The following is a 20,079-nucleotide window of genomic DNA, read 5'->3' on the forward strand; positions in this document are numbered from 1 at the left end:
CGCACCGGGGGAAGGCGCACCTGACGAGTCACACGATCATTATCACAGTGCCACACATCTAATACGCGACGAACGGAGATTCCTGATGCGCAGACCGGGAAGGTCACTGCACGCTCGGGCCTTGGCGGCCCTCCCGCTCCCGGTTCCCCCATCGCCTAAAGGCGACGGTCCCCTCGGGAGAGCTTGATGGACGATGACCGCTTCGCCCGCGGTCTTCACCCGTCCCGCCCCACCCGTACGCGCGGGCCCTCGTGGCCTCGGGGCCCCGGATGGTGCCCCTCTGCAGGGATGGTGCCGGCGGACGCGCGGTTCACCAGGTGATGGGGCCGAGGCGGTCGCTGAAGGTGCCGGTGGGGCCGTCGGGGCCGATCGTGGCCAGCCTGACGTACGAGTCGGTGCCCTCGGTGACCGTCAGCTTGCCCGTGTGGTGGTTCATGTCGGTGGCGGCGAACGTGTGGTTGGCGACCTCCCCTGGCGTGACGGCGTTGAACTTGATCTCCGGGAGCGCCTGGGCGTACCTGACGGTGATCATGTTGAGCGCGGCCTTCGACGAGCTGTAGGCGAGTTCGTGAATCTTCGAGGAGGGCTGCTCGGGATCGGTCACGACCTCGAAGGAACCGACGGCGCTCGACACCATCACCACCCGCGGATGGTCGGACGCCCGTAGCAGGGGAAGGAACGCGTGCGTGACCCTGATCGGCCCGTACACGTTGGTGTCGTAGACCGAGTGGATCTCGTCGGCGGTCGCGTCCGCCGGCGCGACCGCCCTGCCCGACGCGCCGGCATTGTTGATCAGCACGTCCAGCCGGTCGGTGTGTTCCCGGACGAGCCGTACGGCGCCGGCCACCGAGGCGTCGGAGGTCACGTCCAGCGGGACCATGACCACGTTCGTCCCCTCGCGGGAGAGTTCGGCGGCGGCGGCCAGCCCTCGGCCCTCGTCGCGTGAGCCGAGAAAGATCCGCCATCCCCGCTGCCCGAGCCGCCGGGCCGCTTCCAGACCGAGTCCCTTGTTGCCTCCGGTGACCAGCACCGAGGTCGTGTCCGTGTTCGTCATGCTCTCTGGGACGAGGTGGCGCACCCGGTTGTGACATGGGCGGTGCGATGATGCGATGTCACAGAACGGCCGGCTCTCTCGTCACATGTACGGAGCCCGACGCCGAACACGAACTGGACTGGCATGACGCGAGAGCAGGAATTCGAGGAGCTGCGACCGCTGCTGTTCTCGATCTCTTACCGGATCCTGGGCAGCGTGACGGAGGCGGAGGACGCCGTCCAGGAGACGTGGCTGCGCTACGCGACCGCCTCGGCGCAGCCGCGATCCACCAGGGCCTACCTGTCGGCGACGGTCACCAGGCTCTCGATCGACGTGCTGCGCTCCGCCAGGGTCCGCCGGGAGGAGTACATCGGGCCGTGGTTCCCCGAACCGCTGCTCGCCGATCCGTACGAGGACCCGGAACGCTCCGCGGAGCTGGCCGACTCGGTGTCGATGGCGGCGCTGCTCCTGCTGGAGCGGCTCACCCCGCTCGAACGCGCGGTCTTCGTGCTCAGGGACGTGTTCCGGTTCGAGTTCGCGGAGGTCGCCTCGGCGGTGGGCCGCTCGGAGTCGGCCTGCCGGCAGCTCGTGTCGCGGGCCCGCCGTCACATGGAGGAGGGCCGGCCCCGCTTCGACGCCGACCGGCGCAAGCGTGAGGAGCTCGCCGGGCGGTTCTTCGACGCGCTCAAGGAAGGCGACGTCGACGGCCTGCGCGAGTTGCTCGCCGCCGACGTGCAGCTCGTCAACGACGGCGGGGGCAAGGTCGGCGGTCCGCGCCGCGTCACCGGCGTGGAGAAGGTCATCAGGGTGCTGGCCGCCAACGTGCCGCCGTTCATGGCCATGACCGGCGCGGTGGTGGAGCCGCGCGAGGTGAACGGCCAGCCGGGCGCGATCCTGCGCGACGGCGACGGCAATGTCCTCACCGCCTGGGGGCTGGACATCCTCGACGAACGGGTCCAGGCCATCCGCTCACTGGTCAACCCGGACAAGCTGCGGCACCTGGGCCCGGTCGCGGACGTCGGCGCGATCGTGCGCGAGGCGCAGCGGGACCGCCGGCGACCGGGCTGAGGTGACTCGCGGCACTCGGCCCGTCAGCGGGCCGCCGCCGCGTGGATGAGCGAGCCGTCCCGGTGGAAGGGCACCTGCGTGCCGTTGAGGACGACCCTGGTGGCGTCGGGCGCGGCGATCGCGATGGCGCGCGCCGGGTCGGTGCTCGCCTCCAGCTCGGCGCCGTCGATGCGTACGGTGCCGTCCGCGCCGATCGTCACGGCCAGGTCCTTCACCGGCTTCGGCGACGTGACGAGGGCCGCGCCGTCCCGCTTGACCGATGTGCCGTCCACCAGCATGATCGTCTGTCCGGTCGCGCCGGTCTCGGCGTAGAGCAGCTTGCCGTCGCACGTGTACGCCCCGAAGGAGCGGGACGCCCGGGTCGTCCACGACTTGTAGTAGACCGCTTCGCCCCGCTCGCCGAGCTTCAGGTCCAGCGCGGTCGCCTGGTGCGCCGGGGTGGAGCCGACGGGGATACGCTCCACCGCCACCGTGCGGTCCGCCGCCCCCGTGGACGGCAGCAGGAGGGTGTCGAAGGTGGTCCGGCCCGCGGTCGTCTTCACGTAGGACGCGTACTTGGCGTTCTCCACCCGGTACATGGCCGGGGCGTAGTACCCGTCGCGCAGCGAGGCGGACATCTTGCCCGGGTCGGCGGGCACGACGGTGATGTTGGCGCCGTCGCCGAAGGCCGTCGTCGCTGCCTTCTGCCCTGACCTGAGCGAGAGGTTCGCTTCCGGGACGAAGTGCCAGTTCTGCTCGTAGCGGTGCTGGGCGTCGTCCGAGGGCTTCAGCCGGTCGGAGACCAGCCACAGGCCCGAGGACAGCGACAGGACCGACCGTTCGTGCAGCGCGCCCTTGGAGGCTTGGGTGTGCGCGCCGATCAGGTCGAAGGCCGAGTTGGAGATCAGGTGGGTGATCGCTCCGGGGGCCGTCGACATCTGTGCCTGGTTGTCGATCTCGATGGTGTTGTGCGACTCCGTGCTCTGCCGCAGCCACGTCGCGCGCGGGTCGTCGGCGTAGGTGAACGTCCCCATGTCGGGCAGCAGCGGCCTGCCGTAGGCGTAGGCGGTGATCGCCAGTTCGTCCGTGTGGCTGTGGTTGCCGCGATCGGCGTTGAGCCGCAGATAGGAGTCCTCGGGGCTCCAGCCTGACCTGGACACCGCCACGCGGGTGTCGGGGTAGAGCGCCGAGGTGTGCGCGGGCTCCTGCCCGGAGGCGCCGGAGGTGCCGACATGGATGAGCTCCTCGTCGTCGAGCAGCTCTCCCAGCCTCCTGAGGGTCGAGCGGAAATCCCTCGGCTCGCCGTCGCCGTACACGGGGCCGTAGCCGTTGGGGTAGGTCTGGTCCATGAGGAACCGGCCCAGCCTGCCGAGACCGGCCCTGGTCTCCTCGCTGAAGTCGAGGCCGTGCTCGCGCATGAAGAGGGCGAGGTCCACGTACTGGGAGGCGTAGGAGCGGGCGTACCCGTCCGTCGCCTCCCAGTAGCCCCCGTCGTCGTGGGTGGATTCGTCGAGCAGCCTCTCCAGGGAGGTGACCGCGTCGGCCTTCCACTGCGGCATCCTGGAGAACTCGGGGAAGTACACGGCGGTGTGCAGCAGCGCGGCCTTCTGGGTCTGCCGCCAGTTGTGCGCGCCCTGTTCGCTGGTCTCGAGGTGCGCGGCGGACCTGCTCAGCGCCTTGAGGATCTCGGCGTTCGCCTCGGGTGTCAGCGACGGGCTCGTACGCAGGATCTCGTACGCCGCGATCCAGTTCTGCACGCGCCGCGCCACGGCCAGGCTGTTCGGGTACGCCCCCGCCCCGTCGCTCACATAGGTGTCGGCGTCCTTGACGAAGTCGGTCATCAGGCCGATGAGCGTGGCGGCGTGCTTCTCCTCGTCCGTCTGCCGGTAGGCCTCGGCCAGGGGACCGGCGAAGTAGAAGCGGGGCAGCTGGACCAGGAATTCCTTGTCGGCGCCCGCCGGCCGCTTCCAGTCGAACCCGCCCGGGTCGCCCTGCCAGGAGTAGGTGTACTGCACGGTGTTGGACCAGGTGCGGGCGGCCTCGGTGAAGGTTTCGCCGTTGCCGTACAGCATGACGTCCTTCTTCGCGTCGGCCGAGCCGGTCAGCGAGAGCTCCGCCTTCGTCACCTCGGGCAGCCCGGTGAGGTCGAACCGCAGGTACGCCTTGCGCGTCTCCGCGCTGAACGGGCCCTTGCCCTGGTCGCTGACCTGCATCAGGTACTTGTCGCCGTACGCGGTGTCAGGGTGGCCGGCCCAGATGTAGGTGTCGTGCGACGGGCGCAGGGTCTTCACCGAGCCGTCGGCCAGCGTCAGGCGGAGCGTGGGATTGCCCGAGCTCTTCTCCCTGGTGTTGAAGCGCGCGATGACCGGATCCTTGTACCGGCTCATCAGGAAGAACCCGGTCCTGCCCTCCTTGACGCTGCTGGTCACGTCGGCCTTGACCGTCGTCTCCTGCGGGCCGACCGTCAGCGTCGTGATGTAGACCTCGCCGGTGTCCAGCGTCCAGATGTGGTCGGGCGTCAGCTCCAGGACCCCCGGCCAGGCGGAGTGCGAGAAGCGGCCCGCCTTCATGGCGGGACGCCCGCGGAAGTGGTCGAGCAGCTTCTGCTTGGCCAGGGCGTAGTCGCCGTCCTTGACCGCGCGCTGCACCTCGTCCAGCCCTTCGCGGTCGTAGGCGATGCGCGGGGCCGTCACCCAGGCGCCGTTGCTCCACTTGCCGAAGAACTCGGCGTCCGACAGGGATGCGGCCGCGGCCTGGGGCCCCGGCACCAGCAGGGCGGCGGCCAGCGTCAGGGTGATGGACGTCCTGGTCCAGGATCGACGGAGAGGCACGCCCGCAACAGTAGGAACCCCCGGTATATCCCGGGTATGTCGGCGATCCGGGCGCTGCTCAGGCCTTGCGGACGACCCCGCACCACTGGTCGACCTCGACCGGCAGGCTGCCGTCCCACTCGGGTTCGGGACGCCAGCGCGAGCACGAGACCCAGCCCGGCTCCACCATGTCGTAGCCGGCGAAGAACTCGGCGATCCGCTCCGGCGTGCGCAGCTTCAGCTTCGGCTGGGCGTCGATGTTCCACACGCGCACCGCCTCGGCCGTGGTGTCGCCGTTGACCGCCGTGGTGGTGTTGGCCACCGCCACGTAGCTCCCCGACGGCACCGCGGCCATCAGCTCGTCGATGATGCGCTGGAGCTCGTCGTCGTCGTTGATGAAGTGCATGATGCCCAGCAGCATGATCGCCACCGGCTGGGTGAAGTCCAGCGTCTTGGCGGCTTCGCGCAGGATGAAGGAGGGGTCGCGCGCGTCGGCGTCGATGTAGGAGGTGGCGCCCTCCTCCGAGCTGGTCAGCAGGGCACGCGCGTGCACGAGCACCAGGGGGTCGTTGTCGACGTAGACGATCCGCGACTCCGGCGCGATCTGCTGCGCCACCTCGTGCGTGTTGTCCTGGGTGGGCAGCCCGGTGCCGATGTCGAGGAACTGCCGGATGCCGGCCTCGGCGGTCAGGAATCGTACGGCCCGGCCCAGGAACAGCCGGTCGGCCCGCGCGAGCTCGACCACCACCGGGAAGATCTTCTTGACCCGGTCGCCGACCTCCCGGTCGACGGGGAAGTGGTCCTTGCCGCCCAGCCAGTAGTTCCAGATCCGTGCCGTGTGAGGCACATGCGGCTTGAGTTTCTGCTCGCTCAGGCTCTCGTCAGCCATGACCCAATCCTCTAAGTGGCTCGAAAATGCCGGGTGTCCAGTCTAGGCGGACTTATCGATCTTTATCCCGCATGGGCGCCTGAAAGCGATCTCAAGAACGCCGCGCGGCGAGGTCGTGCAGGATGTCGACGACCTCCTGCGAGCGTGGCGCGAAGTGCGGGACGTTCACGGTGTGCACGTCGAACGTGTTGCCGGGGGTGAGCCGGTCGGCCTCGGCGATCCACCGGTCCTGCAGTTCCGGGGGTAGAAAGCGGTTCTGGGCGAAGCGGATGTAGGTGCGCGGCACCCGTCCCCACGTGCCCGGGTTACCGCGCGCGTCGGTGACGACGAAGCCCGCGGGCTCGTCGGGCTGGAGCTGGTTGCGCAGCGCGCGGACCTCGGCGTCGGACGCGGTGTGGGCGTTGAGCGCCTTGAAGGCCGCGTGCTGCCCGGGGTCGTCGCCGGCCCAGTTGATCCTGATCACGCCGAGCCGCTCGATCATCTCCCTGAGGTCGACCAGCTCGCCGAAGACCCGGTGCTCCTCGGTCTCGATCGCGCCCGGGGTGTAGGCGGACATGCTCGGCAGGTCCGTGCAGCAGAACGCGCTGACGTAGACGAGCCGGGCGAGCAGGTCCGGCACGCGGTTGGCGACCAGGCTGAGGACGACCCCGGCGGAGGCGTGGCCGGCCAGGATGACCGGACCGTGGGCATGCGCCCGCCGTACGACGTCCTCGACGTGCGCCACGTGGTCGTCCGCGGTGATCGCGGCCGTGGGCGAGGGTTCGGTGGCGAAGGCCTCGAGGTCCTGGGTGAGGTAGGAGACGGGGATGTGGGCGTCGCTCCCGTGGCCGGGCAGGTCGACCGCGAGCGCGCGGTGCCCGCGCAGCGTCAGCTCCTGGGCCGTCCAGGCCCAGTACTGCGCCGACGCGTAGTTGCCGTGCACGAACACGAAGGTCGGCTGTGGCATGTGCGCAAGGATCCTTTCGGACGGTGCTCGGAATCCGGCGCGAGCGATAGTACATATGTCTCACATGTACGTCTAGGACAAGCGTCTTAAAGCTGACTCAGTCGGAGACGGGCTCCCGCTGCCCGGCGGAGGCGATGGTGCGCACCGCGAGGGCGAGGTCCTCGCCGGAGGGCACGCCGGCCGGGTCGGTCATCCACTGCACGATCAGGCCGTTCATCAGCAGGTAGTAGAGGGTGGCGACGGCGCGCGCCGGCGCGTTGCCCACGTCGTGCTCGGCCTGCCGGTAGCGGTGGGTGAACTCCTCGATGGCGTCGGCCTGGGCCCTGGCGAACATCTCGCGCAGCTCCGGCACGTGCGCGAGCTGGCCGAGGTTCTCCAGGGCGGCGACGATGACCTGCCGGTGTTGCGGAAACGAGTCGATCATGTGGGTCCACGTCGCCTCGAACCGTTCTGCCGCGTCCTTGCCGGAGGCGGCGGCGCGCAGCGCGCGACCGAACTCCTCGCCCAGCCCTTCCGCGGTCGCGTCGTAGAGCGCCGCGTTGAGCAGCTGTTCCTTCGAGCCGAAGTGATAGCCGATGGCGGCCAGGCTGGTGCCCGCCGCGGTCGCGATGTCGCGAGCCGTGGTGCGCGCGTAGCCCTTCTCGAGCAGGCAGCGCTTGGCTCCGGCGAGCAAGTCTTCACGGTTACCCATGCCCGCGGATCCTATCAAACGGAGGTCTTAGACAATGTCTTGCACATATGTCTTAGACGTTTATATGGTGGCGAGGCATGAGACAGCTCAACACGACAGCAACAGGCAGAGAACGGGCCGGTCTGGCCGTCCTCCTCCTCGTGTGCACGCTGGCCGGCGTGGACCTGGGAGCCAACCTCCTAGCCGTGAACGAGCTCACCCGGCAGCTCGACATGAGCGCCACTCAGAAGTTGTGGGTTCAGGACGTCTACACGTTCGTCATGGCGGGCCTCCTGGTCGCGATGGGCGGGCTGGGCGACCGGATCGGCCGCCGCCGGCTGCTGATGCTGGGTGCCGCGGGCTTCGCGACGGCCTCACTCGTCGCGGCGTTCGCCACGTCCGCCGCACTGCTCATCGCCGCCCGCGCGGCACTCGGCGTGGCGGGGGCGACGCTGATGCCCTCCACGCTCGGGCTCATCCGCGGCATGTTCCACGTGCCCGGACAGCGCAGGGCCGCCATCGCCGCGACCGTGGCGGGCGTCACCGTCGGCTCCGCCGTGGGCCCGCTCATCGGCGGCGTGCTGCTGGCCGTCACGGCCCAGCCGACGTCGGTCTACCTGATCAGCGTTCCCGGCATGGTCGCCCTGCTCGTCCTCGGCCGGTTTCTGCTGCCCGAGGTGCGCAACCCCGAAGCGCCGCCGTTCGACCTCGTCAGCGCCGCACTCTCCGTGGGCGCGGTGTTCCCGGTGGTGTACGGCCTCAAGACCATGACCGGATCGGGCGTCGGCCCGCTGTCGATCGCCGCCGTGCTCGCCGGCGGAGCGTTCGCCTCCGCGTTCGTGGTCCGGCAACTGTCCCTCCAGAGGCCCCTCATCGACCTGTGGTTGCTGCGGCACCCCACCTTCAGCGCCGGCATCGTGCTCAACCTGCTCGTCATGTTCGTGCTGATGGGCTTCTCACCCCTGCTCATGGAGTACCTCCAGGCGGGGGCGGGCCTCGACCCGGCGGTGGCCGGGCTGGTCCAGCTCGCCTCCCCGGTGGTGATGGTGCTCGCCATCACCGGCGCCACGCTGCTCGCCAAGCGCGGCGTGCGTACGGGCACCCTGATGATCGGGGGCTTCGCCGTGGCCACCCTCGGCATGCTGGCACTCACCCAGGTCACGGCCGGCACCGGAGCGCTGCTCGTCATGGTGGGGGCGAGCCTGCTCGCCGCCGGCGCCGGAGTGGCGACCGCGCTGGTCGCCGACACGATGGTGGCCACCGCGCCCCAGGAGAAGGCGGCGGCTGCCGGCGCGCTGTCGGAGACGGGCAAGGAGCTCGGCTCCGCGCTCGGCATGGCCGTGCTGGGCTCCATCGGGGCCGCCGTCTACAGCGCGCGGGTGAGCGAGGCGGCTCCTGACGCCGTACCCGCGGCCGTGCTCGACGCCGCCCGCGAGACCATCGGCGCCGCGCTCGCCGCGGCCGCCGACCTCCCCGGCGGCGCGGGCGCCGCGCTGGCGCAGGTCGCGCGGCAGGCGTCCGCACAGGCCATCAACGTCGTCGGGGTGGCCGGCGCGGTGACCCTGATCGCCGGAGCGGTCGTCGCCGCCGTCTCCATGCGCCGCACCCCGAGGCACGCCGCACCCGCGACCACCGAACCGCGGACCGGCCGTCTTTCCCCCTCCAGCCGCCGCTGAACGATGGCCCCCCGACAGAAAGCGAGACGAACAATGCGTAACCAGACCATCCTCATCTCCGGCGGCGGCATCGCCGGCCCGGCGCTGGCCTTCTGGCTACGGCGCTTCGGATTCGCCCCGACCGTCGTGGAACGGGCGCGGGGGATCCGGGACGGAGGCCAGGCGGTCGACTTCCGCGGCGCCGCCCTCGAAGTGACCCGGCGCATGGGTCTCCACGACGCCATCCACCGGGCGCGCACCGCGATGGGCGCGGTCAGCTACGTCGACGGCCGGGGCAGGCACCGGGCCACGCTGCCCGCCGAGATCATGAGCGGCGAGGTGGAGATCCTCCGCGGCGACCTCGTGCACATCCTGCACGACGCCACCAGGAACGACACCGAGTACATCTTCGGCGACTCGATCGCCGCGATGGACACCGGCGACGACGGCGTCGCGGTGAGCTTCGCCTCGGGCGCGACCCGTACCTTCGACCTCGTCGTGGGCGCGGACGGGCTGCACTCGAACGTGCGCGCCCTGACCTTCGGCGACGAGTCGCGGTTCAGCCGCTATCTGGGCTACCACCTGTCGATCTTCACCGTGCCCAACTTCCTCAGCCTGGAGTACACCGGGCACTTCTACAACGTGCCGGGCAAGCTCGCGGGGATGTACAGCGCGCGGGACAACACCGAGGCCCGCGCCCTGTTCTACTTCGCCTCGCCGCCGCTCGCCTACGACCACCGCGACGACGGGCAGCAGAAGAAGATCCTTGAGCAGAGGTTCGCCGGGGAGGCGTGGGAGGTCACCCGGCTGCTGAAGGAGATGGAGAACGCCCCCGACTTCTACTTCGACTCCACCACGCAGATCCGGCTGCCCTCCTACTCGCGCGACCGCGTCGCCCTGCTCGGCGACGCGGGATACTGCGCGTCCACCCTGTCGGGCGGCGGCAGCGGCCTGGCCGTGGTCGGCGCGTACGTGCTGGCCGGCGAGCTGGCGCGGGCCCGCGGCGACCACGAGGCGGCCTTCGCCCGCTACGAGTCGCGGATGCGCGGCTACGTCGACGCCAACATGAAGCTGGCCGAGGGAGCGGGCACCTGGCTCGTCCCGCCGTCCGGCACCTGGATCCGGATGCGGAACCTCAACTACCGGCTGCTGCCGTACATGCCGTGGAAGGGCCTCATCACCAAGACGGCGAGCCAGGCCGCGAACGCCATCGAGCTGGAGGACTACGGCCCTTGACCCGTTTACTTCCCTGATCGCGGGTATGGGCAGGAGCCCGTAGGAGCCGATCAGCCGCGGAGGTCACCGCATGCGAGCCGTCGTCGTCAACTGCACACTCAAGCCGGCCCCCGAACCGTCGAACACGGGCGCGCTGGCCGACGTCGTCGCCGGTGAACTGCGGGAGCGCGGCGTCGGCATCGAGACGTACCGGGCGGTCGACGAGAACATCCTGCCCGGGGTGCAGACCGACATGGGAGAGGGCGACGGGTGGCCGAGGATCCACCGGAGCCTGCTCGACTCCGAGATCCTCATCGTCGCCACCCCCACCTGGGTGGGACACCCGTCGTCGGTGGCCCAGCGGGTGATCGAGCGGATGGACGCCATGTTGTCGGAGACGGGCGACGACGGGCGCCCGGTGGCCTACAACCGGGTCGCCGGAGTCGTCGTCACCGGGAACGAGGACGGCGCACACCACGTGATCAGCGAGATCACCGGCGCGCTGATCGACATCGGCTACACGATCCCCGGCCAGTCCTGGACCTACTGGCATCTCGGCCCTGGCCCCGGGCCCGACTACATGGACTCCGAGCAGGGCCGCGAGTGGTCGCACAAGACCGGCCGCGCCATGGCGTCCAACCTGTACGCCGTCGCCCAGGCGCTCGCCGCCGCGCCGGTGCCGCCCCCGCCGGGCTGACCCGCCTGCCGGTCAGCCCTTGGGCGGGACGGGGTCGTTGCCGGGGGAGATCGTGCGCTGGTCGCGTACCTGACCGTCGACGCCGTGGATGCGCAGCTCGCCGCCGCCGTCCCGCTGCAGGAGCTCGCCGGCCCGCCGTACCGCCTCCGACTGCGTGCTCGCGGTGAACAACGCGCGCCGGCCGCCCGGCCGGGTGACCGCCCAGCTGCCGTCGGGGCGTGGGACGACGTCTCTGGAGTTGGCCTGGCCTGCCATGGGATCTGCCTTTCCGAATCGGGGGAATGGGGGGTGCGCCTGCCGTTATGCCTTGGCGCTCCTGACCGCCAGCGGTTCGCCCGGAGCCTCGGACTTGGCGGCAGCCATGCGCTCGCCCAGCTCCTGCAGCTCCTTGCGGCCCATCGCCGCGCGGACCTGCGGGAACCAGTCCTTCTCCTCTTCCTCGACGTGGTGGCGGACGTTCTCGATCAGCACCGTCACCTTCGCCGTGAAGCGTTCGTCGGCGGGGTCGAGGTCCTTCAGCTCCGACAACATCCACACCACGACGTGGTGCTCCTCGATGCTCTCCAGCACGTGGTCGCCGGTCTCCGGCACCTTGGCGCGGGCCGCCGGGTAGAAGATCTCCTCTTCGATGTACGCGTGCGTGACCAGTTCCTTGGTGATCCTGTCCACGAGCCGCCGCTTCTCGACGTGGGCGCGTTCGCCGGCCTGCTCGAAACGCTTGAACAGCGCCTCGACCGTCTTGTGGTCCTCCTTGAGCAGCACGATGGCGTCCATGTCTCCTCTTCCGCTTTCCGCCGGGGCACAGGAGCTTGCCGCCTTCCCCGCCCACCGGCGATGAAACGGCGGGCGCCGCTCTCCCGGTGGGCGGCCGTGGTGCCGGAAAGCGCGGGCGGCGTTGTTCAGGTGATCGGCCGGCGGGTAGGGGGAGCGGCCTCGGGAGAGGAGGCCAGGGGTGTCGCTACAGCGGCAGGACCACGTGGTGGGCGATCTGAGGGTCGCCGGCCACCGCAGACGCGGGCCGGGGCAGGCGGTCGTCTGCGTGCACGGCGCCGGCGTGTCCAGCAGGGAACTGCTGCCGCTCGTCGAGGTGCTCGGCGAACGGTACGACGCCTGGGCGATCGACCTGCCCGGGTTCGGGGCGAGCGGCAAACCGGACCGGCCGCTGGTGCTGCCGGCGCAGGCCGACGTGGTGGCCGCCTGGGTGGAGCGGACGGGCCTGGAACGCCCGTGCCTGCTCGGGGTCTCGTACGGCTGCCAGGTGGTCGTGGACGTGGCCGTGCGCCATCCCGAGGCGGCCGCCGCCCTCGTGCTGGCCGGGCCGACCGTGGACCCGCGCGGACGCTCGCCGTGGCGGCTGGCCGGCCAGTGGCTGCGCAACGCGCCGGGGGAGAGCCCGCGCATGATGCCACTGAACGTCGCCGACTACCGCGACGCCGGGCCGCGCGCCGTGCTCGCGGCCTTCGGCGAGTCGATCCGCGACCGGGTCGAGGACAAGCTTCCGCTCGTCACCGTGCCCGCCCTGGTGATCAGGGGCGGCAAGGACCGGATGGTGCCGCAGGCGTGGGCCGAGGAGGTGACCAGGTTGCTGCCGTACGGGCGCCTTGAGGTCATGGACGGGTTGCCGCACATGACGGTGTACCGCGACCCCCGGCGTGTCGCCGACGCGGTCGCCGGGTTCCTGGCGGAGGTGGCGGCGTGAAGCCGGGAAGGGTGGTCGCGTCGTTCGACTCGGCGACCGGCATGTTGCGGGCGCTCTCACGGTTCCTGCACGGCCGTGACGTGCCGCTCATCGGCCAGGGCCCGGCCGCCGCGGAGCCGTGGGCGGTGGCGCTGTCCGGCGCGGCCAACAGGCTGCCACGCGCTCTGAAGGAGCGGGCGTACGCCGCGAGCGGGTGGGCGGAGGCCGTACCCCTGCGCCGGGTGGGCGGCATCCGCTCCGGAGAGCTTGCGCGGTGGGTCACCGGGCACTATCCGCGCCGGCGCAGCGACGTAGCGTTCGTCGGCTCGGCGAACGGCGCCCTGATGCACCTGTGCGCGGCCCTGGGCGCGCCCTGGTTGCCGCAGACGCTGCTGATCCCGGTACGTCGCCACGGAGTGCACCCGGACGAACCGCGCGCCGACCTGCGCCGCACCCAGGAGGCCGGGCGGGCCCTGCTCGCCGCGAACCCCGACCTCGTCCTGCACCAGATGCACGACGCCAACCAGGACCGCCTGATGATCGCGGGCATGTCGTACTTCCGGGTCAAGTGGCGCCGCCTGCCCGCGGCCTACCGCCACCACCTGGAGCAGACCCTGGCGCCCGGCGCGACGCTCGTGGTCGCCGACTGCGCGTTGCGCTGGCCGGTGACCCGGGTCGGCCCCAGGCACGTCTACCAGCACGGGGCGCCCGGCGGCGCGACCCCGGAGGAATACCGGCACGGCGGTCCCCGCGTGGCCGCCTACCTGCGCCGTTACGGCTCGCCGCACCGCAGGTGGGACTACCCGGAGGCGGACGGCGAGAGCCCGGAGGCTGAGTGGGGGTTCGAGCCGGAGCTGCTGGCCGATCTGCGGGAGCTGGCGGCGCGTAACGGCTGGCGCCTGGCCCGCATGAGCTTCGCCGAGCCCGAGCGGCTCAGCCCGGTGGTGGCCGACCTGTACCGGGAGTGGTACCGGCGGCGCGGACTGCCCGCCGACCGGCTGCTGGCCGAGTGTTTCCTGCTGCTCGAACCGTGGTGGACGCTGCGCAGCGGGTCGGTGCCGTACTGGATGGTCTTCAACTCGGAGCCGTCGCGCGCGAGCCTGGACGCCTACCTCGACGCGGCCGGCCCGTTCGAGGAGATCAGGTTGCTGCTGTTCTCCCACGGCGTGGAGTCCGTCGGGCTGGCCACGATCGGGCAGTGGCGGGAGACGCTGGCCCGCGCGACCAAGCTCGGCGTGTTCACCGGTGTGGACACGCGCGCCTACCCACGCGACTTCGCCGGCCTCGCCCGCGCCCACCGGGAGCTCGCCCGGATCAGGGCCACGGTCCCCATGCCGCTGCCGATGCGCTGGGAGGCGGCGGAGAAGATCCTCACCGATCGCGACGAGCTCCGCTGGGACGTCGAGGAACCCACGGGCGCACCGGGCCGTTCGGAGCGTCCGGAGCCGGAGCGTCCGTAGTCAGAGCATGGCCGGCCGTGCGGCCGGCCGTGCGGCCGGCCGTGTGGCTGTCCGTGTGGCTGACCGCGCGGACGGGGTCTCTGGCCGGCGTACGACTCAGCGGCGTGGGCGCAGCCCGTTGAGCGCGGTCTCGACGACGCTGTCGGCGTAGCCGGGGGTGAGCGCTCCGGTGCGTTGGAGCCAGCGGTTGAGCAGCGGCCCCCAGATCAGGTCGACGGCCACGTCGAGGTCGAGGTCGCCGGCCAGTTGACCGGCCCGCTGGGCGCTGCGCAGGCGATCCTTCTTCAGCTCCCTCATGGGGCCGTCCAGGCGTTCGGCGTAGAGGGCGGCGAGTGCGGGATCGTGCGTGATCTCCGTGTTGAGGGCGCGCATCGGCTCGTCGTAGCGCGGGTCGTTGAGCTCTTCGACGGTGGCCCGCAGCACCGCCTTCAGGTCAGCCTCCAGGTCGCCGGTGTCGGGCAGGGCGCTGTCTCCGCTGTCCGGTTGTTCGCTGAGCATGAGGAAGGCGTCGAAGAGCACCGCTCCCTTGGAGGGCCACCAGCGGTAGATGGTCTGCTTGCCGACACCGGCCCGCGCCGCGATGCCCTCGATGCTCAGCTTGGCGTATCCCACCTCCTGCACCAGCGCGAAGGCCGCGGAGAGGATGGCCCGCCGGGAGGCCTCGTTCCTGCGGGGTGCGGGGGAGGACGGCTTGCGCTGTGTCGTCATGCCGTCAACCTAACAAAATCTGAGACGAGACGGTCCGTCTTGACTCGATGCGGATGGACCTGTACGGTCACGTTGCAAGACGAGACGGACCGTCTCGCGAATACAGATTCGATCGGAGCTCCGCCCATGCAAACCACCTCCTCCACCCGCACCTGGTTCATCACGGGAGCCGGCCGCGGCCTGGGCCGGGCGTTCACCCTCGCCGCGCTGGAGCGCGGCGACCGCGTGGCCGCCGCCGCCCGGACCGTCGACCGGCAGGACTTCGACGACCGGTACGGTGACCGGCTCCTCGTCCTGCCCCTGGACGTGACCGACCGCGACGCGGTGTTCGCCGCCGTCGGCACCGCGGCCGAGCAGTTCGGCCGGCTCGACATCGTGGTGAACAACGCCGGCACCATGTCCTCCGGCATGATCGAGGAGTTCACCGAGGCCCAGGCGCGCGCCCAGCTGGAGGTCAACTTCTTCGGGGCGATGTGGGTCTGCCAGGCCGTCCTGCCGCACCTGCGCGCTCAGGGCTCCGGTCACATCGTGCAGATCTCCAGCATCGGCGCCCTGGGCGGCTTCCCCAGCACGGGGATGTACAGCGCGAGCAAGTTCGCGCTGGAGGGCATGAGCGAGGCGCTGGCGATGGAGGCCGCACCGTTCGGCGTCAAGGTCAGCATCGTCCAGCCCGGCGGCTACTGGACCGACCTCTACACCAGCATGACGACGACCACCCCCGCGCCGCAGTACGGCCCGTTGCGCGCCGAGCTGGAGAAACAGTGGGCCGAGGGTTCGATCGACAGCGAACCGCGGCTGGCCGCGGAGGCGCTGCTGAAGCTGGTCGACAGCGCGGACCCGCCGCTGCGGCTGCTGCTCGGCAGCATGGTCTACGACCTGGCCTTCGACATCTCCCGGCGGCGGATGGAGACCTGGGCCGCATGGGAGCAGGTCAGCCGCGCCGCCGAACAGGCCGTACCCGCCCCAGGAAGCGCCGGTTCCCCAGGCTGAGCTGCGGCGCTTCGGTGCCGGTTGCGGGCGGGGCCGGGGCGATTACTAGGGTGGATGCACATGGAGCTGACTGAGCGTTTCGACTGGCAGGGACGGCAGATCGCCTGGGGGCGGGCGGGGTCCGGCCCCGCCGTGGTGTTCTGCCACGGCACCCCGTTCTCGTCGCGGGTGTGGCGGCCCTTCGCCGAGGCGCTGAGCCGTGACTTCACCGTCCACCTGTGGGACATGCCGGGCTACGGCCGGTCGTCGAAAGAGGCGGACCATCCGGTCGACTTCGGTGTGCAGGCCGAGGCCTTCGCGGCCCTGCTCGCGCACTGGGGCCTCGACCGGCCCCACGTGATCGCGCACGACTTCGGTGGAGCCGTCTCGCTCCGCGCCCATCTGCACGGCGGCGTTCCCTACAGCTCGCTCATGCTCGTCGACGTGGTGGCCATCCCGCCCGCCGGCTCGCCGTTCTTCACGTACGTCGGGGAGAACCCCGACCTGCTCGGCCGGTTGCCGGCCTACATCCACGAGGCGATCCTGCGCGCCTACATCCAGGGCGCCAGCCACCGCGGCCTGCGCGACGCCGATCTCGAGGATCTGGTACGGCCCTGGACCGGGGACGACGGCCAGCCGGCCTTCTACCGTCAGATCGCCGGCTACGACGAACGTTTCCTCGAGGAGAACGAGCGCGAGCTGAGCCGCATCGACATCCCCGTACGCATCCTGTGGGGCGCCCAGGACACCTGGCTCTCCAGCGACATCGGCCACCGGCTGCGGAAACTGATCCCGGGCGCCGACCTGGAGCTGATCGACGGCGCCGGTCACCTGATGCAGTACGACGCGCCCATCGCGCTGATGGACCAGATCCGCACCTGGCTGCCTCCGCGTTCCTGACCTGCGGGGGTCACAGGACGTCTTCGACATCGCGGGCGCCCCGGAGAGCGATGGAGACCGGCAGCGGCGACAGGGCGATGACGGCGAGGGCCAGCCAGAGGGTCGGCCTCGGCCCGATCGTCTCCCCGAGCACTCCTCCCAGCAGCGCACCCAAGGGGAACAGACTCATCATGAGGAAGCGCATGGTGGCATTGACCCTGCCGAGCATCCGCTCGGGGCACATGCGCTGCCGCAGGCTGACGTTGGTGATGGCGTACACGATCTGTCCCAGCTCTCCGGCGGCCGTGCCGAGCACGAGGAGCGTCACCGCCCAGCCGGGCTGCGCCAGCGGGCCGAGCATCGCGACCGGGCCGGTCACGGCGAGGGACAGCCAGATGATCCGGGCCGAGCCGGCGCGCCGGGCGAGATGAGGGGTGAGGGCGGCTCCGGCCAGGGCGGCGACCGACCCGGCGGCGACGACGAGCCCGATCGCGGTGGGCGACAGGCCGAGTGTGCGGACCATGAACACGAAGGTCACCGCGGAGGCGATCGCGAAGGAGAAGTTGCCGGCGGCGCTGGTGATCGCCATGGCGCGCAGGAGCTTGGTCCTGGCGACGAATGCCAGGCCCTCCCTGATCTCGCCGGTGAGCCGGGTCGGCTCAGGAGCGGGCGGCTGCTCCCGCACCCTGATGACCAGCAGCGACAGGGCGGAGACAGCGAACGTGGCGGCCTGGACGAGGACGACGTTCGCGGCGCCGAGCAGCGTGACGGCCCAGCCCCCGATGCCCGGCCCGGCGACCTGACCGCAGGCGCGTACGGTCTCCATGGCCGAGTTGCCGGCGAGCAGGTCGGCTCGGCCGACGACGGACGGGAGGTAGCTCTGGTAGCCGACGTCGAAGAAAACCCTGGCGACGCCGGCCAGCAGCGACACCACCAGCAGGTGGGCGATGGTCAGGCACCCGAGGAGGGCGGCGAGGGGGATGGTGGCCAGGAGCGCCGCGCGGGCCAGGTCGGCCGCGACCAGAACGGGGCGGCGGCGCCATCGGTCGATCCACGCGCCGGCAGGCAGGCCGATCAGCGCGAAGGCGACCGTTCCCGAGGCCGTCACCAGGCCGAGCTGGAGAGGTGAGGCGTCGAGGGTCACGACCGCGAGCAGGGGGATCGCCACGCCGCTGACCTGCGTACCGAGCTGGGCGGTGGTCTGCCCGAAGAGGAGAAGCCGGAAGTCGCGCCGCCGGAACGGCGAGTTGCTGAGCACGGGGGAGCCTCCAGAAGCCGGTGGGTGAAACCCCCACCCGCAGTTCCAAAGGCGTCGCTAGGGGTGGGGGACATTACCGGCCCACATCCCGTACGTCAACCAGGACCGTACCTCACGGCACCTGACCGGGCCGCGTGCGCGGACAGGGCACCCGGATCGTCGCGAGGTCCGGACTCCTGTCGACCGGGGCCTGGAGGACCGGCCGAACCTGCCGGGGCGTTCCCATCGTGAATCTGGTCGGGGTTCCTCAGGTCACGAGCCCCCTGCGGTAGGCGTAGACCACCGCCTGGACGCGGTCGCGCAGGTCGAGCTTGGTGAGGATGCGCGACACGTACGTCTTGACGGTCTCCTGGCTGATCACCAATGACGCGGCGATCTCGCTGTTGGACAGGCCGTCGGCGATGAGGCGCAGGACCTCCATCTCGCGCGGGGTGAGCGCGGGCTCCTCCGGAGTGCTGTCGGCGGGGCGGATCCGGGCCGCGTACCTGCCGACGAGCTGCCGGGTGACCTCGGGGGCCAGCAGCGCGGCTCCGGAGGCGACGGTGCGGATGCCGTGCAGCAACTGCTGGGGCGGGGCGTCCTTGAGCAGGAAGCCGCTCGCCCCGGCGCGCAGCGCTTCGTACACGTACTCGTCGAGGTTGAACGTCGTCACCACGAGCACCTTGACGGGCTGCGAGACGCCGGCGCCGGCCAGCCGGCGGGTCGCCTCGATGCCGTCGAGCACCGGCATGCGCACGTCCATCACGACGATGTCGGGGTTCACCTGGCTGGTGAGCTCAATGGCGGCGCGGCCGTCCCCGCATTCGCCCACCACCTCGAGGTCGGGCTGCGCGTCGATGATGGTGGAGAACCCGGTGCGGATGAGCGGCTGGTCGTCGCAGACCAGGACCCGGACGGACGCGGTCACGACGGGCTTCCGGCGGGGACGCGGGCCCGTACGAAAAAGCCGCCTTCGGGGCGCGGGCCCGCGTCGAACTCGCCGCCCAGGGCTTCGACGCGGTCGCGGAGCCCGGTCAGGCCACGCCCGCTCCCGCCGGGGGAACGGGTCCGCGATCCGGAACCGTCGGTGCTGATCTCCACGCTGATCTCCTTCTGGGCATGGCGTACGCGCACGTCGGTGCGGCTGCCGTGGGCGTATTTGAGGGCGTTGGTCAGGGCTTCCTGTACGACCCGGTAGGCCACGAACTCGGCGCTGCCCGCCGACTCCGGCGGTGTGCCCTCTTCGTCGAACTCGACCGGCTGCCCGGCCTGGCGGGTCTGCTCGATGAGGCCGTGCAGGTCGCCGGCCGAGGGGGTCCGGCCGTCGGTGTCGTGGTCGGGGTTGAGCAGGTCGAGCAGGTGCCGCAGGTCGGTGATGGCCCGCCGGCCGGTGTCGGTGACGGCGCTCAGGGTCGCGTCGAGGCGTTCGGGCGCGGCGGTCAGGTAGCGCGCGGCCTCGGCCTGGACGACCATCGCCGTCACGTGGTGGGTCACGACGTCGTGGAGTTCGCGGGCGATGCGGGTGCGTTCGGCGGCGCGGGTGGCGGCGGCGACGTGGCGGCGCCGTTCGGCCTCGGCGGCGCGGGCGGAACGCAGCCAGGACCCGATGCACCAGGCGAGGACCAGCACCACGTAGAGCAGCACGATGTCCGCGAGCGGCTCGCCCGAGCCGAGCTGGTCGAGCGCGACGATGAGCGGCACGAAGGCGACGGACAGCAGGATCGCGGTGGCGCGGCGGTGGCGCTCGAGATGGGCGCCCACGCTCACGAGCGCGATCGGCAGGGCGGTGCCCGCCATCGCGTGGACGCCGAGAAGCTGGTCGAGGGAGAAACCGAGCGATACCAGGACGATGCAGACGCCCGGCCAGCGGCGTCGCACGGCGAGCGGGAGGCACTCCAGCGCGACCACCAGGACGGCCGGCAGGTCATAGTCACGGGTGGGCAGGACCCCGATCTGGGTCCCGTGGCCCTGGAACTCCGGCAGGAGCGAGCCGACGAGCAGCAGCAGCGCTAACGGGGCGTCCCGGAGCGTGACGTCGCACCGCCGCCACAGGTCCGCGATGCGCCGGAGATGGATCATCGGGGAAGCCTAGCGCTCGCGCCGGCCCTGTCGCTGCCTCGGATCGGGTCCGGGCAGCCGTCGAACGCGGCCACGAGCCGCTCCAACACGCGCATGACGACTCCTTC

At 71.0% G+C, this 20,079-nt stretch carries 19 protein-coding genes; 8 read left to right on the top strand and 11 right to left on the bottom strand.

Annotated elements, in window-relative coordinates; all coding sequences use genetic code 11:
* Positions 1-310 precede the first annotated feature (310 nt).
* Positions 311-1,054, bottom strand: coding sequence for an SDR family oxidoreductase (locus E1295_RS17765; RefSeq protein ID WP_132631427.1), 744 nt, complete (start codon positions 1,052-1,054; stop codon positions 311-313).
* Positions 1,055-1,177: 123 nt separating this feature from the next.
* Here E1295_RS17765 and E1295_RS17770 point away from each other — a divergent pair, with 123 nt between their 5' ends.
* On the top strand, positions 1,178-2,101 hold the full coding sequence (locus tag E1295_RS17770) for an RNA polymerase sigma-70 factor (RefSeq protein WP_132631428.1): 924 nt from the start codon (positions 1,178-1,180) through the stop codon (positions 2,099-2,101).
* A gap of 23 nt (positions 2,102-2,124) precedes the next feature.
* Here E1295_RS17770 and E1295_RS17775 read toward each other — a convergent pair whose 3' ends face one another.
* The 4 genes from E1295_RS17775 to E1295_RS17790 all read right to left on the bottom strand — a co-directional run bounded on the left by E1295_RS17775 (position 2,125) and on the right by E1295_RS17790 (position 7,416).
* A complete protein-coding gene (locus tag E1295_RS17775) occupies positions 2,125-4,911 on the bottom strand; it encodes a heparinase II/III family protein (protein ID WP_132631429.1) in 2,787 nt (928 codons plus the stop codon).
* Between the two features lie 58 nt (positions 4,912-4,969).
* Positions 4,970-5,779: an SAM-dependent methyltransferase gene (locus E1295_RS17780; protein ID WP_132631430.1), complete on the bottom strand. Its 810-nt coding sequence runs from the start codon at positions 5,777-5,779 to the stop codon at positions 4,970-4,972.
* Positions 5,780-5,870: 91 nt separating this feature from the next.
* On the bottom strand, positions 5,871-6,725 hold the full coding sequence (locus E1295_RS17785; RefSeq protein ID WP_132631431.1) for an alpha/beta hydrolase: 855 nt from the start codon (positions 6,723-6,725) through the stop codon (positions 5,871-5,873).
* 97 nt (positions 6,726-6,822) lie between these two features.
* Complete coding sequence (locus E1295_RS17790; protein WP_132631432.1) at positions 6,823-7,416, bottom strand: TetR/AcrR family transcriptional regulator; 594 nt, start codon at positions 7,414-7,416, stop codon at positions 6,823-6,825.
* Between the two features lie 77 nt (positions 7,417-7,493).
* Between E1295_RS17790 and E1295_RS17795 the strand changes: the two genes are divergently transcribed.
* The 3 genes from E1295_RS17795 to E1295_RS17805 all read left to right on the top strand — a co-directional run bounded on the left by E1295_RS17795 (position 7,494) and on the right by E1295_RS17805 (position 10,962).
* A complete protein-coding gene (locus tag E1295_RS17795) occupies positions 7,494-9,071 on the top strand; it encodes an MFS transporter (RefSeq protein ID WP_132631433.1) in 1,578 nt (525 codons plus the stop codon).
* A 33-nt stretch (positions 9,072-9,104) separates the two neighbouring features.
* Positions 9,105-10,286 carry an FAD-dependent monooxygenase gene (locus E1295_RS17800; protein ID WP_132631434.1) on the top strand — a complete coding sequence of 394 codons (1,182 nt, stop codon included), beginning with the start codon at positions 9,105-9,107 and terminating at the stop codon, positions 10,284-10,286.
* A 70-nt stretch (positions 10,287-10,356) separates the two neighbouring features.
* Positions 10,357-10,962: a flavodoxin family protein gene (locus E1295_RS17805; RefSeq protein WP_132631435.1), complete on the top strand. Its 606-nt coding sequence runs from the start codon at positions 10,357-10,359 to the stop codon at positions 10,960-10,962.
* A gap of 12 nt (positions 10,963-10,974) precedes the next feature.
* Here E1295_RS17805 and E1295_RS17810 read toward each other — a convergent pair whose 3' ends face one another.
* Together E1295_RS17810 and E1295_RS17815 are read right to left on the bottom strand one after the other, a co-directional pair.
* The gene (locus E1295_RS17810) at positions 10,975-11,217 is read right to left on the bottom strand and encodes a DUF2188 domain-containing protein (protein ID WP_132631436.1); all 243 of its coding nucleotides are present in this window, start codon (positions 11,215-11,217) and stop codon (positions 10,975-10,977) included.
* Between the two features lie 45 nt (positions 11,218-11,262).
* Entirely contained in the window at positions 11,263-11,736 is a 474-nt protein-coding gene (locus tag E1295_RS17815) for a hemerythrin domain-containing protein (protein ID WP_132631437.1), read from the bottom strand.
* A gap of 178 nt (positions 11,737-11,914) precedes the next feature.
* Between E1295_RS17815 and E1295_RS17820 the strand changes: the two genes are divergently transcribed.
* Together E1295_RS17820 and E1295_RS17825 are read left to right on the top strand one after the other, a co-directional pair.
* Positions 11,915-12,661: an alpha/beta fold hydrolase gene (locus tag E1295_RS17820; protein ID WP_132631438.1), complete on the top strand. Its 747-nt coding sequence runs from the start codon at positions 11,915-11,917 to the stop codon at positions 12,659-12,661.
* Positions 12,658-14,100, top strand: a complete 1,443-nt coding sequence (locus E1295_RS17825; RefSeq protein WP_220448769.1) for a hypothetical protein — start codon at positions 12,658-12,660, stop codon at positions 14,098-14,100. The genes E1295_RS17820 and E1295_RS17825 overlap by 4 nt, the downstream gene beginning before the upstream one ends.
* A gap of 96 nt (positions 14,101-14,196) precedes the next feature.
* Here the strand turns inward: E1295_RS17825 and E1295_RS17830 are convergent, their stop codons facing one another.
* On the bottom strand, positions 14,197-14,808 hold the full coding sequence (locus E1295_RS17830) for a TetR/AcrR family transcriptional regulator (protein WP_132631439.1): 612 nt from the start codon (positions 14,806-14,808) through the stop codon (positions 14,197-14,199).
* A 126-nt stretch (positions 14,809-14,934) separates the two neighbouring features.
* On the opposite strand from E1295_RS17830, the gene E1295_RS17835 reads away from it, so the two are divergent.
* On the top strand, positions 14,935-15,798 hold the full coding sequence (locus tag E1295_RS17835) for an SDR family oxidoreductase (protein WP_132631440.1): 864 nt from the start codon (positions 14,935-14,937) through the stop codon (positions 15,796-15,798).
* Positions 15,799-15,858: 60 nt separating this feature from the next.
* Entirely contained in the window at positions 15,859-16,677 is an 819-nt protein-coding gene (locus tag E1295_RS17840) for an alpha/beta fold hydrolase (RefSeq protein ID WP_132631441.1), read from the top strand.
* 10 nt (positions 16,678-16,687) lie between these two features.
* Here the strand turns inward: E1295_RS17840 and E1295_RS17845 are convergent, their stop codons facing one another.
* The 3 genes from E1295_RS17845 to E1295_RS17855 all read right to left on the bottom strand — a co-directional run bounded on the left by E1295_RS17845 (position 16,688) and on the right by E1295_RS17855 (position 19,972).
* Positions 16,688-17,914, bottom strand: a complete 1,227-nt coding sequence (locus E1295_RS17845) for an MFS transporter (RefSeq protein ID WP_132631442.1) — start codon at positions 17,912-17,914, stop codon at positions 16,688-16,690.
* A 247-nt stretch (positions 17,915-18,161) separates the two neighbouring features.
* The gene (locus E1295_RS17850; RefSeq protein WP_132631443.1) at positions 18,162-18,821 is read right to left on the bottom strand and encodes a response regulator; all 660 of its coding nucleotides are present in this window, start codon (positions 18,819-18,821) and stop codon (positions 18,162-18,164) included.
* Positions 18,818-19,972 (bottom strand): sensor histidine kinase, encoded by a 1,155-nt coding sequence (locus E1295_RS17855; protein ID WP_132631444.1) that lies wholly within the window; start codon positions 19,970-19,972, stop codon positions 18,818-18,820. Before E1295_RS17855 ends, E1295_RS17850 begins: the two co-directional genes overlap by 4 nt.
* Positions 19,973-20,079 lie beyond the last annotated feature (107 nt).

It is taken from the genome of Nonomuraea mesophila (assembly GCF_004352805.1).
Taxonomy (GTDB): Bacteria; Actinomycetota; Actinomycetes; order Streptosporangiales; family Streptosporangiaceae; genus Nonomuraea; species Nonomuraea longispora.